Here is a 13,717-nt window from a genome sequence, read left to right on the forward strand (position 1 = left end):
ACTGCGCACCGCGGCACGCGCCTTCATGGACTGGCTGCTGACCCAGCCCGGACGCCCCGCCCCGACGCGGGTCGCCACGAAGCCCCCGACGTTGTAAGCACCCCCGAACGCCATGCTCCATCCCATTCTCGACGCGCTCGGCCTCGGCGAGCACAACCCCGGCAGCTACCTCGGCAACGGAGAGTGGGCGGACTCCCGCTCCGAGCCCTTGCTGGAGGTCTTCAATCCCTCCAACGGACAGCAGCTCGCCACCGTGTCGTCGGCGACGGCGGACGAGTACGAGCGGATGATGCACGCGGCGGCCCAGGCCTTCGTCGCCTGGAGGGCCCTGCCCGCGCCGCGTCGGGGCGAGGCCATCCGCCTGTGCGGCGAGGCGCTGCGCCGTCACAAGGACGCGCTCGGCTCGCTCGTGTCGCTGGAGATGGGCAAGGTGAAGGCGGAGGGCGACGGCGAGGTGCAGGAGATGATCGACATCGCCGACTTCGCCGTCGGCCAGTCGCGCATGCTCTACGGCCTGACGATGCACTCCGAGCGCCCCGGCCACCGGATGTACGAGCAGTGGCACCCGCTGGGCCTGGTCGGCATCATCAGCGCCTTCAACTTCCCGGTGGCCGTCTGGTCCTGGAACGCGTTCATCGCCGCGGTGTGCGGCGACGTGTCCATCTGGAAGCCCTCCCCCAAGACGCCGCTGACGTCCATCGCCGCCACGCGCATCTGCAACCAGGCGCTGAAGGCCGGCGGCTTCCCGGAGGTGTTCTTCCTGCTCAACGCCGCGGGCACCGCGCGCGCCGAGCGGCTGGTGGACGATGCGCGCGTCGCGCTGGTGAGCTTCACCGGCTCGTCCGCCGTCGGGCGTCAGGTGGGCGTGCGCGTCGCGCAGCGACTGGGCCGCAGCCTGCTGGAGCTGGGTGGCAACAACGCCATCATCGTGGACGCCACCGCGGACCTGAAGCTGGCCATCCCCGCCATCGTCTTCGGCGCGGTGGGCACCGCGGGCCAGCGCTGCACCACCACCCGCCGGCTCATCGTCCACGAGTCCATCGTCGACGACGTGCTGAACAAGCTCGCCAGCGCCTACGCCCAGGTGGAGAAGCGCATCGGAGACCCGCTGGAGGCCGGCACGCTGATGGGCCCGCTCATCGACCGGGCCGCGGTGCAGCGCTTCGAGGCCACGCTCGAGAAGGCGCGCGCCGCGGGGGCCCGCGTGGTGAGCGGCGGCAAGGCGCTGGAGCGCCCCGGCCACTACGTGCAGCCCACGCTGGTCACCAACGTGGAGCCCACCGACGCGTGGGTCCAGGAGGAGACCTTCGCGCCCATCCTCTACGTCATGCCCTACCGCACGCTCGAGGACGCCATCGTCATCCAGAACGGCGTGCCCCAGGGCCTGTCGTCATCGGTGTTCACCCGGGATTTGCAGGTCGCCGAGCGCTTCCTGTCCGCCTCCGGCTCCGACTGCGGCATCGCCAACGTCAACATCGGCACGTCCGGCGCGGAGATTGGCGGCGCCTTCGGGGGGGAAAAGGACACCGGCGGCGGCCGCGAGTCTGGCTCCGACGCGTGGAAGGCCTATATGCGGCGGCAGACCAACACGCTGAACTACTCGGACGCGCTGCCGCTGGCCCAAGGGATTCGCTTCGACCTGTGAGGGGCTCTCCCCTATGCTCCCGCCGGGCCTTGGGGGCCCGGCGGTACACACAGGGAGACACAGCATGTTCGGGAAGCTCGCCGCGGACGCACTCGGCCTCAGTGACGTCGGCTCGGTCATCGCTCCGGCCGACTACGACAAGGTCGACGCGGATGACTATGTGAATCACGAGGACCAGGAGAAGATCTTCTTCCTCATCAAGTCCAAGTCCGACGAGTACTGCTTCACGAACCGGGCGCTCATCCACCTGGACGGCACCAGCGCCGCCAGCAAGAAGCGCATGCTGCGTCGCTTCACGTACGCCGCCAACCCCATCTCCAACGTCATGCTGGAGACGGCCGGCACCATCGACATGGACGTGGAGATCAAGTTCCGCCTGGGCAACCGCGACTACTCCATCGACGTGCACAAGAAGCAGTTGGAGCAGGTGAAGGACCTCTACAAGGCGCTGTTCCGCATCTCGGAGATACAGCACGAGAACGAGCTGTCGCTCGCCCACGCCAAGACGAGCCTGGACGTCGCCTCCACCACGCTCGGCCGCGGCTCGTCCGGCGGCGCGCCCGTCGTCGAGTCCTTCAAGGAGCTCAACCAGGCCGCCTTCGCCTGGCTCACCGGCGCCCAGCAGAAGTACTGGGTGAAGGACTTCGGCGCCGTGTTCGAGCGCTACATCAAGGCCTGATACCCATTGGATGAAGCCCGCCGCCGGCGCACCTGCTCGCCCGGCGGCCGGGCATGCTGCACGCCGCGTCACCGGCCCCTACACCTGTCGTGGCGACAAAGACAGGGCCTCCCGGAATTCCTTGCAGAACGAGCGGCAATCGACGCGAGGGACGGACGGGCCTCTCGTATGTCTTGAGAAATCGCTCTAGCGTGGGGCACCCCAACAGGAGTGTTCGCGATTCTGAACCCGTCCTCCCAGACCGCCCCCGCCGGCTGGCACGACATCCTCGTGCGTCACCTCGAACCCCTGCTCGGAGGCTTCACCGCCAAGATGGCCATCCATACGGCCGCGTTGCGCGCCCTCAAGCGTCCGCCCGAGCAGGTCACCCCCCAGGACCTCCCGCAACTGCTCGAAGGCCTCAAGCCGATGCTCAACACCTTCATTGGCGCGCTGCACGCCAAGGTCATCCTCGCGGAAATCGCCACGTCGCTGGAGAAGGCGCGATGACGGCGTCCTCGCGTTCCTCGTCCGTGGCGCCCTGGTTCGGCGCCGTCGTGGTGCTCCAGGCCGCGCACCTGTTCGCGGTGGCCAGCTCCGAGCCCGCGAAGCTGGGACTGGTGCACGACGTGGCCGGCTGGTTGAGCGGGCTGCTCGCCGTGGGCGGCACGCTCGCGGCGGCCAGCGCGTTCGTCTCCGGCGACTACCTGCGCAAGGTCTGGGGCGGGCTCACGGCGGGGGCCGTGCTGTCGCTGGTCAGCGCGGCCATGCGCAGCTACTGGCTGCACACCGTGCCGGACGTCCCCTTCACGGCGTCCCCCCTGCTGCCGTACCGGATGGTCGTCGTCGTGCTGGCCAACATCGCCACCACGTACGCGCTCGTCCTCCTGGCCATGACCTATCAGCAGTCCGGGCTGCAGCCTCCGTCCAGCCCGCGCTCGCGCGCGCTGTGGGCGGTGACGGCGCTGGCGGCGCTGGCCGTCGGCGTGCCGTCGCTGGTCACCGAGGTGCGAAATCTCGTGTCCGGCCAGAGCCCGGCGCCGTCGGTCGTCATCAGCCTGGCCTCCACGCTGGCGGACATGACGACCATCTTCCTGGTCGCCCCCATCCTGCGCGTCGCGTACATGCTGCGCGGAGGCAGGCTCGCCTGGGTGTGGTGGGCCATGGGCCTGTCGGGCGCCACGTGGCTGCTCTACGACGCGCGCGTGTGGCTGGCGGCGCTCCTGCCCGGTGACGAGGCGCTGGGCGCGGAGCTCTTGCGCACGCTGCGCACCTCCGGGCTCGTGCTGCTGGGGCTCGCCGGCTGGTTCCAGCGCTCCGCCCTGGGGCCGCAGAAGTCCGAGGCGCCGGAGCCCTCGCTCCAGGCGTCCACCGGAACGCCCTGACGTCCCCCGGGGGCACGGACAAACCCCGTGCCCCCGAGGCCCTCACGCGCTACGGCCGGGGACGCGAGCCGGCCGAGGGCGCCTCCGGCACCGCGGGCCAGCCGTTGGGCCACGTGATGGCGTCCACCAGCATGACCCGCGCGGTGTGGGCGCTGTTCCAGGCGTGGTAGACCATGTACGTGCCTCCGCCCGGCCCGTTGACCACCGAGTTGTGGCCCGGCCCCACCCAGCCTCCGCCCGTCGCGAGAATCGGCGCGCCCGCCTTGGTGTAAGGCCCCAGGGGGCTCGTGGCCCGCGCCACTCCGACAGCGTAGGTGCTGTTGTAGTACGCGTTACCACTGTAGAAGAGGTAGTAGTAGCCGCCGCGCGCGACGACCCACGGCGCCTCCACCACGCCGCCCTCCCAGCCCAGGTTGTTGGTGATGAGCGTGCGGCGCGTGCCCACCAGCGACAGGCCGTCCGCGGAGAGCGCCTGCCCGTAGATGGGCGTGGGCTGGCCCACCGCGTTGCCGTCCGCCTTCCACACCAGGTAGCCCGTGCCCGCGGCGTCCGCGAAGAACGTCGCGTCGATCATCCCCATGCCGGCGTCCAGGATGAGGGGCCGGCCCAAATCGGTGAAGGGACCGAGCGCGCTCGTGGCCGTGGCGGCGCCGATGGCCAGCTTCCCGCTGGAGTGCCGCGCCGTGTAGTACGCGATGAAGCGGCCACCCACGCGGTGGATTTCGGGCGCCCAGAAGTCTCCGGTGGCCCAGGACGGCCGTGTGCCCGAGGGGAAGATGGAGCCGGCGCTCGTCCACGTCACCAGGTCCGTGGAGACGCGCAGCGGGAAGGCGCTGGCCGCGCCGCCGGAGGTGCACGCCGCCACGTAGCGCGTGCCGTCGTGGATGACGCCCGGGTCCGCGCAGTCCGTGGGCACCACGGGGTTCTGGTAGAGCCCGCCGCAGCCCGTGTAGCGGAAGGACATGCCGCAGGCGTTGGTGCCCGTGAAGTACGGCCCCCACCCGTTCGACAGCACCGCGTACGAGTTGGGTGACGCATTCACGCAGGCGCGATCCCAATACACGCGCCCGCCGGTGTCATCGTGCTGGGCGGGGTGGTTCGCGGGGTGGATCCACGCCGGGCCGTAGGTGACGCGCGTCGCGCACGCGGAGGCGCCGGGACAGTCCGTGTCCAGCGCGATGACACAGGCGTTGTTGCCGGTGAAGTACGGCTTCCAGCCGTTGGAGAGCAGGGCGTAGGAGTTGGAGCCCTCGTTGACGCAGGCGCCGTCCCACGTCACCAGGTCCGAGGCCACGTCGTATTGGTTGGGATGGTTGGCGGGACGAATCCAGCGGTCGCCGTAGGTGATGCGCGTGGAGCAGGCCAGGGCCGCGCGGGATTGCTCCGGGGCCTGGGGGTCCTGGGGAGCTTCGGCGCCACAGCCCGCGCCGAGGGACAGGACCAAGGAGAGACAGCCAACGACGGACCACCACGGGGACCGCTTCATCGGACGACCTCCAGGGCACGACGGGCCACCTCGGCACCGCGCGCCGTGTGTGCACTGCGTGGGAACAGTCGGTCAGCGCTTCGGAGCGCCCGGGGCGTCAGCCCGCGTCGGCGGCCTTCTTGTAGCGCAGGCGCTTGAGTGCCTCGAACCGCACCCTGTCTCTGGGGGGCGTCGTGGCCACCAGCCCGTCCAGCATCCGCTTCGAGCTCTGGTAGATCTCCTCGACGGCGACGTCGAACGCGTCCGTGTTCTGCTTCGACGGCTTGCGGGTCCCGGCGATCTTCCGGACGAACTGGAGCGCCGCCGCGCGGATGTCGTCATCCGTGGCGGGCGGGGTGAAGTTGAAGAGGGGCTTGATGTTCCGGCACATGCGCCCAGGGTAGACCATCCCGGTGCGGGTCCACCCCGCGCGCGTGCTCCGGCACGGCCTCCGTCCCTCGCCGCGAGCACGGACGCTCGCTGGTCGACGCTTGCGCTGCATGGAGCGCGGAAGATTCCCGCGGGACTGCCACCCCGCGCTCACGCCCTGCGGCGGGAGCAGTCCTGGGCGCGCTCCAGGAGCAGCGCCTGCTCGCGGGCATTCCGGGTCAGCGAGGCCGCCCGCTCGAACTCCTTGCGCGCCTCGTCGAAGCGCCCCAGCTTGCGCAGCAGGTCTCCGCGCACGCTCGGCAGCAGGTGGTAGTTCGCGAGCGTGGGCTCCGACGTCAGCGTGTCGACCACCGCCAGGCCCGCCGCGGGGCCATAGGCCATCGACAGGGCCACCGCGCGGTTGAGCTCCACCACCGGCGAGGGCGACAGCCGCACCAGCACGCCATACAGAGACGCGATGCGCGCCCAGTCCGTCTCCTCCGCCGTGCGGGCCCGCGCGTGGCAGGCGGCGAGCGCGGCCTGCAGCGCGTACGGGCCCTGCGCGCCGCCCAGCTTCTCCGCCCGTTCCAGCGCCGCGAGCCCGCGGCGAATCAGCAGCTGGTCCCACAGGCCCCGGTTCTGCTCGAGCAGCAGCACCGGCTCCCCGGAGGGGCCCACGCGCGCCCGCGAGCGCGACGCCTGGATCTCCATCAGCGCGACCAGGCCGTGCACCTCCGGCTCCAGGGGCGCCAGCTCGGCGAGGATGCGCCCCAGCCGCAGCGCGTCCGCGCACAGCTCCGGCCGCATCCAGTCATCGCCCGCCGTCGCGGAGTAGCCCTCGTTGAAGATGAGGTAGATGACCTCCAGCACCGACGACAGCCGCGCCGCGAGCGCCTCGCCGTGGGGCAGCTCGAAGGGCACCTTCTCCTCGGACAGCGTGCGCTTGGCGCGCACGATGCGCTGCGCGACGGTGGGCCCGGGGACCAGGAACGCGCGGGCGATCTCCTCCGTCGTCAACCCACCGAGCAGCCGGAGCGTGAGCGCGACGCGCGCCTCCGTGGAGAGGATGGGGTGGCAGGCGATGAACATCAGCCGCAGCAGGTCATCGCCCACGTCGTTGTCGAGCGCCGTGTCCAGGTCCGGCTGCCCGTGGGCCTGGTCGGACTCGAGCTCGTGTCCCAGCTCCTCGTGCTTGCGCTCGACGCGCTTGCCCCGGCGCAGCTCGTCGATGGCGCGGCGCTTGGCGGTCGCCATCAGCCACGCGCCCGGGTTGTCCGGGATGCCGCTGTCGGGCCAGCGCTCCATCGCCGCGACCAGGGCATCCTGCGCGAGCTCCTCCGCGAGCCCGACGTCGCGCACCATGCGCGTCAGGCCCGCGATGAGGCGCGCGGATTCAATCCGCCACACGGCTTCGATGGCGCGGTGTTTCTCGGGGGACGTCACGGCGCGGACTAGAGCACCCCCGCTTCACGATGCAAGGTCGACGCGCGCGTCGCGTGTCGGCCGAGGGCGAGGATGTCGCCTGGGTGGAGGGGGAGGCCCACATGGGCCGGAGCGCCCTACTCGCCCTTGCTCGCCTTGTCCTCGCGCCACCAGTGCGTCATGCGCTCGTGGACCTCCGCCTCGTAGCCCTCCTTGCTCGGGCGGTAGAACACGGCGCGCTCCAGCGGCGGGGGCAGGTACGTCTGTCCCGGCGCGTAGTGGTCCTTGAAGTCCCACGGCGGCTGGTAGCCCTTGCCGTGCCCCAGCTCCTTGAGCAGGTCCGTGGGCGCGTTGCGCAGGTTCAACGGCGGCCCGACGTTGGGGTGCGCCTCCAGCGCCTCCAGCGCCGCGTTCATGGCGGCATAGGCGCGGTTGCTCTTGCGCGCCGTGGCCAGGGTGATGACGGCGTGCGCGACGAACAGCCGGCCCTCCGGCATGCCCGTGGAGTGGAAGCCCTCCTCGCACGCGCGGACGATGGTGATGGCCTCCGGCATGGCCATGCCCACGTCCTCCACCGCGATGACCTTGAGCCTGCGCCACAGCGACACCACGTCGCCGGTCTGCAAGAGCTTCGCGGCCCAGAAGATGGCGCCCTGCGCGTTGGAGCCCCGACAGGACTTCTGCAGCGCGCTGAGCAGGTCGAAGTGCTGGTCCCCGTCCTTGTCGTGGCGCGACAGGCCCACGCCCACCGACTCGCGCGCGACGTCCACGGTGATTTCGCCGCCGTCGGCCGTCAGCCCCGCCGCCATCTCCAGCGCGCCCAGCGCCTTGCGCACGTCCCCCGCGCCGCCCCGCGCGAGCAGCGCCAGGGCCTCTTCCCCCACCGTCAGCCGGCGCTTGCCCAGCCCGCGCTTCTCGTCGGTGAGCGCCCGGCGCAGCGCGCCCTGGATGTCCGCGAGCGTCAGCTCCTGGAGCTGGAAGACGCGACACCGGCTGACGAGCGCGGGCCGCACCTCGAAGCTGACGTTCTCCGTCGTGGCGCCCAGCAGGATGAACAGCCCGCTCTCCACGTGGGGCAGCGCCTGCTCCTGGACGTTCTTCGCCCAGCGGTGGATCTCGTCCACGAAGAGCACCGTGCGGCGCGAGTACTGGTTGCGCGCGCGCTCGGCCTCGGCCACCACCTCGCGGATGCGCGGGATTCCGTCCGACACCGCCGACAGGATGACCAGCTCCGCGTCCACGTTGGCCGCCAGCATCCGCGCCAGCGTCGTCTTGCCCACCCCGGGCGGGCCCCAGAAGAGGGAGGACACCAGCTGCTTGCGCTCCATCAGCCCGCGCAGCGGACCTCCGGGGCCCAGCAGGTGCGCCTGTCCGATGAACTCGTCGGGCGTGCGCGGCCGCATCCGCTCGGCGAGCGGCGCGAAGCGGTTCACATCCACGGAGGCGGAGAACAGGTCGGGGCCGGCGCTCATCGCACCGCAAGCTCCCCTCTCCGAAGCGCGCGGTCAACCCTCACCCATGGTGCGGAGCGCATTCCACAGCCGTCGGAAAGCGGACACGCCGCGCGCGCCCGTCCATCCGCGCGGAAATCACACCGTGGCGTTGGCTCGCGAGCGACCAGGACCGAGCAACTCTCCCCCCGGGCCCCCTCGACGGCGTGTCACGGCCGCGTCGTAGTATCGCCGTCCCCAAAAAGGAGGGAGCGCGATGTCTTTCATGCTGCTGATGATGGAGGCACCCGGGAAGCGACAGGAGCGGCCGCTCGAGGAGGGCCAGAAGGCCTACGCACGGATGATGGCCTTCCAGAAGACGCTCCAGGACAAGGGCGTGCTCGTCGCCGGAGAGGCCCTCAAGCCGGACGACAACGCCATCCGCATCGAGAGCATCCATGGGCGGCGGACCGTGAGCGATGGCCCCTTCACCGAGTCGAAGGAGATCATCGGCGGCTTCTTCCTGCTCAACTGCAAGAGCCGCGACGAGGCGCTCGAATATGCCCACATGTGTCCCATGAGCGACTGGGGCATCGTCGAGCTGCGCGAGATCGCGAACAGCTGTTTCGAGTAGCCCCCGAGTCACCGGCGAGAGGGAGCACGCTCCCACGCCCACCCCCACGGGAGCGCCCGTCACCCCGCTCCCCTGGGTTGTCCCCCGCTGTCACTCCAGGGTGGCCAGGAACGGCTGGCCGTTCGCCGCGCACCACTGGCGGTAGGACTCCAGCCGGTCCGCGGGCGTGACGTGCCGCGAGACCTGGCCGTCCGCCGTCAGGTACTCCACGCCGCCGCGCGTGTGGATGAGCAGCACGAGCGGCTCGGGGCCCGTCACCCGCCAGCTGTCGACGTTGCCGGCCGGCTCGTAGACGTAGCCCCCCGGGCCCATCACCTCGCCCGTGTCCAGCAGCTCGCGGGTGCCGGAGAGGTTGAAGGCGTGCGACTCGCCGGTGTGGCGGTGCGGGGGGATGACGGTGCCGGGCTCCAGGCGGAAGAGGTACATCCAGCCCGCGCCGTCCTTGAAGAAGCGCAGCGGCTTGAAGGAGAGGCCCGGGGAGGTCATGGGAATCCAGGGCATGCGCTCGGCGTGGACCGGCTGCGAGGCGTACGAGGACGAAGGCGTGGGGCTCATGCGGTCTCCTTGAGGAAGTGCCGACAGGGTGCCCCGTCCCTGGCCCTCTCACGGGGCCAGGACCGACGAATCTCATTGGGCCAATCCGTGGTAGGCCTGGGCCATGGACCTGCATGTCGACCTGACGGAGCGCAGGGACCTCGCGGGGCAGGTCTACCGGGGCCTGCGAGCGCGGGTCCTCGACGGACGGCTGCGGGACGGTGAGCAGGTGCCCCCCTCGCGGGAGCTGGCCCGGCGGCTGGGCATCTCCCGCAACACGGTGAGCGTGGCCTACGAGTGGTTGATGGCGGAGGGCCTGCTCGTGAGCCGGGGTCGCGCCGGGAGCTTCATCCAGAACGCACCTCGGGAGCGCGGCGCGCGCGCGCGGGCCTCCCAGGGCGTGAAGTTGCGGCCTCGCGCGGTCTGGCGCGGACTGCCCGCGCCCCCCGTGCCCGTCCCCCAGACGCCGTACGACTTCCGGGTGGGCCATCCGGATGCGTCGCTGTTCCCCTTCGACGCCTGGCGCCGGCTCATGGCCCGACAGTGGCGCGCCTCCGCGGCGGGCCCCGCGTACGCGGACCCGGCCGGCCATCCGGAGCTGCGCGAGGCGGTGGCCCGCCACGTGGGTGTCTCGCGAGGCGTCACCGCGGACGCGTCCGACGTGCTCATCACCCACGGCGCGCAGCAGGCCCTGGACCTGGTCGGCCGGGTGCTGCTCGAGCCCGGAGATTGCGTCGCCATGGAGGAGCCCGGCTACCCGCCCGCGCGCGCGTTGTTCCAGTCGCTCGGCGCGAGCGTGGTGCCGGTGCCCGTGGACGCGGAGGGGCTCGACGTGAGCCGCCTGCCGGACGACACGCGCGCCGTCTACGTCACCCCGTCCCACCAGTTCCCGCTGGGCATCGTCATGTCCCCGGCGCGTCGCAAGGCGCTGCTCGACTGGGCCCGGCGCCGCGACGCGGTGGTCATCGAGGACGACTACGACAGCGAGTTCCGCTTCGGCGGCCGTCCGCTGGAGACGCTCCACGGCCTGGACCGCTCGGGCCGGGTGCTCTACGTCGGCTCGTTCTCCAAGGTGCTGCTGCCCTCGCTGCGGCTGGGCTTCCTCGTCGCGCCGCCCTCGCTCCGGCGGGAGCTGCGGCTGGCCAAGCAGGTGACGGACTGGCACAGCCAGCTCCCCGCGCAGGGGGCGCTCGCGCGCTTCATCGACACGGGCGCGCTGGCAAGGCACCTGCGCAAGACGCGGCGCGAGTACGAGCAGCGACACACCCGACTGGCCGAGGGCCTCGCGCGCCACTTCGCGGACACGCTCGAGCTGCTCCCCTCCGTCGCCGGTCTGCACCTGTGCGCCACCTTCACGCGGGGCGGCGCGCGGCTGGAGCAGGAGCTCACCGCCAGGGCTCACGCGGCGGGCGTCGGCGTGGAGTCGCTCTCGCGCTACTTCATGGGAGCCCCCACCCGCCATGGCTGGGTGCTGGGCTACGGCGGCGTGACGGTGGAGCGCATCGACGAGGGGCTCCGGCGCCTCCGGGCGCGGCTCCACGAAGGACGCTAGCCCGCCTCACGTCCAGACGTTCGGCGGCGGACCTTCGTCGGGTTTGTCCATCTTCACGATGCAGAAGCGATGGCCCGTGGGCGCCTCCATGACCCACCAGCGCTTCACCCAGCCGATGCGCTTCGCACCCAAGGCCTCCAGGCGCGCGGCCTCGGCGTCCTGGTCATCCGCCTCGATGTCCAGGTGGACACGGGAGGGGTGGGTGACCCGCTGCAGCCCGACGCTCAGCCCCGCGGCAGTGCCCTCGAGGCCCACGTACCCGGAGGTATCCCCGACTTCGTGCCCACCCACCGGGAGCCCCAGCGCCTGGCTCCAGAAGGTGGCGGCGGAGAGCAGCTCCCCCGTCTCGCAATCGATGATGAGGCCCGAGAGACGACTGCGGTGCGCCATGACGCCCTCCGCTCGATGAGGTTCCCGCGCAATCTGACAACGCCCCAGGCACCGGTCTACCCCCGCCGGCTTTCGTCCGGGACGCCGCCGCCTTGATACTCCTTCAATGGTCCCGTGGATTCTCCCCAGCGCGTTGCTCGTCGTGGCTCTCGGCGTCCTGCCGCCCTTCTGGTTCGCGCGGAACAGGCCCGGCTACAGCCACGTGAGGAACACCCTCAGCGAGCTGGGTGAGACGGGCGCCCCGGGGGCCGCCCGCGTGGGGTGGCTCGGCTTCGCGCCCGCGGGCCTGGCCGTCCTGGGTTTCTGCGCCCTGCTCCACGCGTACCTCACCGCCCAGGGCGAGGGGGGCACCGGGGCCGTGCTGCTGTCGCTGCTGGGCGTCAGCTACGTGGGCGCCGCCGTGTTCCCTTGTGACGCGGGCGCGCCGTTCTGGGGCACGTGGAAGAACCAGATGCACAACCTGGTGGCGGGCCTGGGCTACTTCGGCGCGGGCGGCGGGCTCATCGAACTGGAGCGCGTGTTCGAGGACGTGCCGGCGCTCACCTCGCTCACCCCGGTGACGGGCGTGCTGGGCAAGCTCGTGCTGCTCGGCATGGTGGGCCTGTCCTTCGACTCCCCGGTGCGCGGGCTCATCCAGCGCGCGGTGGAGGCGCTCGTGTTCGGATGGATGGTGGCCGTGGGAGTGTGGCTGCTGCTCGCCCACTGAGCACGGCCATCGCCCCACGAGGAGGGGCAGGCGGGCGACGGGCGCGGCATCGCCCTCGCCACGCAAGTCCACTGCCGGATTCCACGCGGCCCCAAGGACTGGGTGCCCTGCCCAACCGCTCCGGTCGTCACCAGTTCCCATGGTGCTCGATGGCGGTCGCCACAGGGGGGGGCATGGGGGAAGTCAACGACGAGTCGGTGCAGGTGCCATCGGCGACGCGGTCTTCTCGCCTGCCGGGCTTCCACCAACGCAGCATGGAGGAGCGCTGGCGCGAGCTGGCGCTGCGCGGAGACCTCACGCCCGAGGAGCTGCGCGTGCTGTGCGCGCTGGACGCGCCGCACCTCGACGTCGTCAACCAGATGATCGAGAACGCCGTCGGCGTGTTCGCCCTGCCCCTGGGCCTGGGGCTGAACCTCACCGTCAACGGGCGCGACCACCTGGTGCCCATGGTCGTGGAGGAGCCGTCCGTCATCGCCGCGGTGTCCCTCGCCTCGAAGCTGGTGCGCGATGCGGGCGGGTTCCTCGCCGAGGCGAACACCTCGATGATGATTGGCCAGGTGCAGCTGACCGGCTACGGCGACCCGGAGCTCGCTCGCGCGCGGCTGCTCGCGGGGAGGGAGCAGCTGCTCGCGCTCGCCAACAGCTTCCATCCCTCGCTCGTGAAGCGCGGCGGTGGCGCGTGTGATTTGCAGGTCCGCATCCTCCCCGCGCCCGAGGGCCCCCACGCGGAGCCGCTCCTCATCGTCCACCTGCTGGTGGACACCCAGGAGGCCATGGGCGCCAACCTCATCAACACCATGGCGGAGGGCATCGCGCCGCTCGCCGAGCAGCTGACGGGGGGACGGGTGTATCTGCGCATCCTCTCCAACCTCGCCGACCAGCGACTGGCGCGGGCCTCCTGCCGCCTCCCCGTGGCGTCGCTGTCGGGGCTGGGCATGTCGGGCGAGGACATCGCGGAGGGAATCCTCCAGGCGAGTCGCTTCGCCCGGGCCGACCCCTACCGCGCCGCGACGCACAACAAGGGCGTGATGAACGGCATCGACGCGGTGGCCATCGCCACGGGGCAGGACTGGCGCGCCATCGAAGCCGGCGCGCACGCCTATGCATGCCGGGAGGGCCGCTACGGGCCCCTGACGAGCTGGACGATGGAGGATGGGCACCTGGTGGGCCGCATCGAGCTGCCGCTGGCGCTGGGCCTGGTGGGGGGCCCCATCAAGGTGCACCCCGGCGCGCAGCTGGGGCTGAAGCTGCTGGGCGTGAGCACCGTGCGCGAGCTGGCCATGGTGTTCGCGGCGGTGGGCCTGGCACAGAACCTGGCGGCGGTGCGCGCGCTGGGCTCGGTGGGCATCCAGAAGGGCCACATGGCCATGCACGCCCGGTGCGTCGCGGTGACGGCGGGCGCTCGCGGCGCGGACGTGGAGAAGGTGGTCCGGCTGCTGATGGAGCGCGGCAACATCAAGGTGGAGACGGCGCGCGAAATCCTCGCCTCCCTCCAGGCCCCCTCGCCCCCATGAGCGCGGAGACGAC

The 13,717-nt window shown here is 71.4% G+C and carries 14 protein-coding genes; 8 read left to right on the forward strand and 6 right to left on the reverse strand.

All coding sequences use genetic code 11. The annotated features are described in order from the left end of the window. The first annotated feature begins 112 nt into the window (after window positions 1–112). From FL311_RS32875 to FL311_RS32890, 4 genes are all read left to right on the forward strand, one after another. Window positions 113–1,645, forward strand: a complete 1,533-nt coding sequence (locus FL311_RS32875) for an aldehyde dehydrogenase family protein (protein WP_141331477.1) — start codon at window positions 113–115, stop codon at window positions 1,643–1,645. 64 nt (window positions 1,646–1,709) lie between these two features. After that, the gene (locus tag FL311_RS32880; protein WP_141331478.1) at window positions 1,710–2,324 is read left to right on the forward strand and encodes a PH domain-containing protein; all 615 of its coding nucleotides are present in this window, start codon (window positions 1,710–1,712) and stop codon (window positions 2,322–2,324) included. Between the two features lie 210 nt (window positions 2,325–2,534). Then, the gene (locus FL311_RS32885) at window positions 2,535–2,813 is read left to right on the forward strand and encodes a hypothetical protein (RefSeq protein WP_223785057.1); all 279 of its coding nucleotides are present in this window, start codon (window positions 2,535–2,537) and stop codon (window positions 2,811–2,813) included. Beyond that, window positions 2,810–3,688 carry a hypothetical protein gene (locus FL311_RS32890; RefSeq protein ID WP_141331479.1) on the forward strand — a complete coding sequence of 293 codons (879 nt, stop codon included), beginning with the start codon at window positions 2,810–2,812 and terminating at the stop codon, window positions 3,686–3,688. Before FL311_RS32885 ends, FL311_RS32890 begins: the two co-directional genes overlap by 4 nt. 49 nt (window positions 3,689–3,737) lie before the next feature. Here FL311_RS32890 and FL311_RS32895 read toward each other — a convergent pair whose 3' ends face one another. From FL311_RS32895 to FL311_RS32910, 4 genes are all read right to left on the reverse strand, one after another. Beyond that, a complete protein-coding gene (locus FL311_RS32895) occupies window positions 3,738–5,174 on the reverse strand; it encodes a glycoside hydrolase family 43 protein (RefSeq protein ID WP_141331480.1) in 1,437 nt (478 codons plus the stop codon). 97 nt (window positions 5,175–5,271) lie between these two features. Then, a complete protein-coding gene (locus FL311_RS32900) occupies window positions 5,272–5,544 on the reverse strand; it encodes a DUF2277 domain-containing protein (protein ID WP_046717748.1) in 273 nt (90 codons plus the stop codon). A 149-nt stretch (window positions 5,545–5,693) separates the two neighbouring features. After that, window positions 5,694–6,965: an RNA polymerase sigma factor gene (locus FL311_RS32905; protein WP_141331482.1), complete on the reverse strand. Its 1,272-nt coding sequence runs from the start codon at window positions 6,963–6,965 to the stop codon at window positions 5,694–5,696. A 116-nt stretch (window positions 6,966–7,081) separates the two neighbouring features. Next, a complete protein-coding gene (locus FL311_RS32910) occupies window positions 7,082–8,416 on the reverse strand; it encodes a replication-associated recombination protein A (protein ID WP_141331484.1) in 1,335 nt (444 codons plus the stop codon). 235 nt (window positions 8,417–8,651) lie between these two features. Here FL311_RS32910 and FL311_RS32915 point away from each other — a divergent pair, with 235 nt between their 5' ends. Beyond that, a complete protein-coding gene (locus tag FL311_RS32915) occupies window positions 8,652–9,008 on the forward strand; it encodes a YciI family protein (protein WP_141331486.1) in 357 nt (118 codons plus the stop codon). A 90-nt stretch (window positions 9,009–9,098) separates the two neighbouring features. Here the strand turns inward: FL311_RS32915 and FL311_RS32920 are convergent, their stop codons facing one another. Next, window positions 9,099–9,563, reverse strand: a complete 465-nt coding sequence (locus FL311_RS32920) for a cupin domain-containing protein (RefSeq protein WP_141331488.1) — start codon at window positions 9,561–9,563, stop codon at window positions 9,099–9,101. A 103-nt stretch (window positions 9,564–9,666) separates the two neighbouring features. Here FL311_RS32920 and FL311_RS32925 point away from each other — a divergent pair, with 103 nt between their 5' ends. Further along, window positions 9,667–11,094, forward strand: a complete 1,428-nt coding sequence (locus FL311_RS32925) for a PLP-dependent aminotransferase family protein (RefSeq protein WP_141331490.1) — start codon at window positions 9,667–9,669, stop codon at window positions 11,092–11,094. Between the two features lie 6 nt (window positions 11,095–11,100). Here FL311_RS32925 and FL311_RS32930 read toward each other — a convergent pair whose 3' ends face one another. Further along, on the reverse strand, window positions 11,101–11,484 hold the full coding sequence (locus FL311_RS32930; protein ID WP_141331492.1) for a VOC family protein: 384 nt from the start codon (window positions 11,482–11,484) through the stop codon (window positions 11,101–11,103). 106 nt (window positions 11,485–11,590) lie between these two features. Between FL311_RS32930 and FL311_RS32935 the strand changes: the two genes are divergently transcribed. Beyond that, a complete protein-coding gene (locus FL311_RS32935) occupies window positions 11,591–12,190 on the forward strand; it encodes a DUF998 domain-containing protein (protein WP_141331494.1) in 600 nt (199 codons plus the stop codon). Window positions 12,191–12,363: 173 nt separating this feature from the next. Then, on the forward strand, window positions 12,364–13,704 hold the full coding sequence (locus FL311_RS32940; RefSeq protein WP_141331496.1) for a hydroxymethylglutaryl-CoA reductase, degradative: 1,341 nt from the start codon (window positions 12,364–12,366) through the stop codon (window positions 13,702–13,704). Window positions 13,705–13,717: the final 13 nt, after the last annotated feature.

This window comes from Myxococcus sp. AB025B (genome assembly GCF_006518215.1).
Taxonomy (GTDB): Bacteria; Myxococcota; Myxococcia; order Myxococcales; family Myxococcaceae; genus Myxococcus; species Myxococcus fulvus.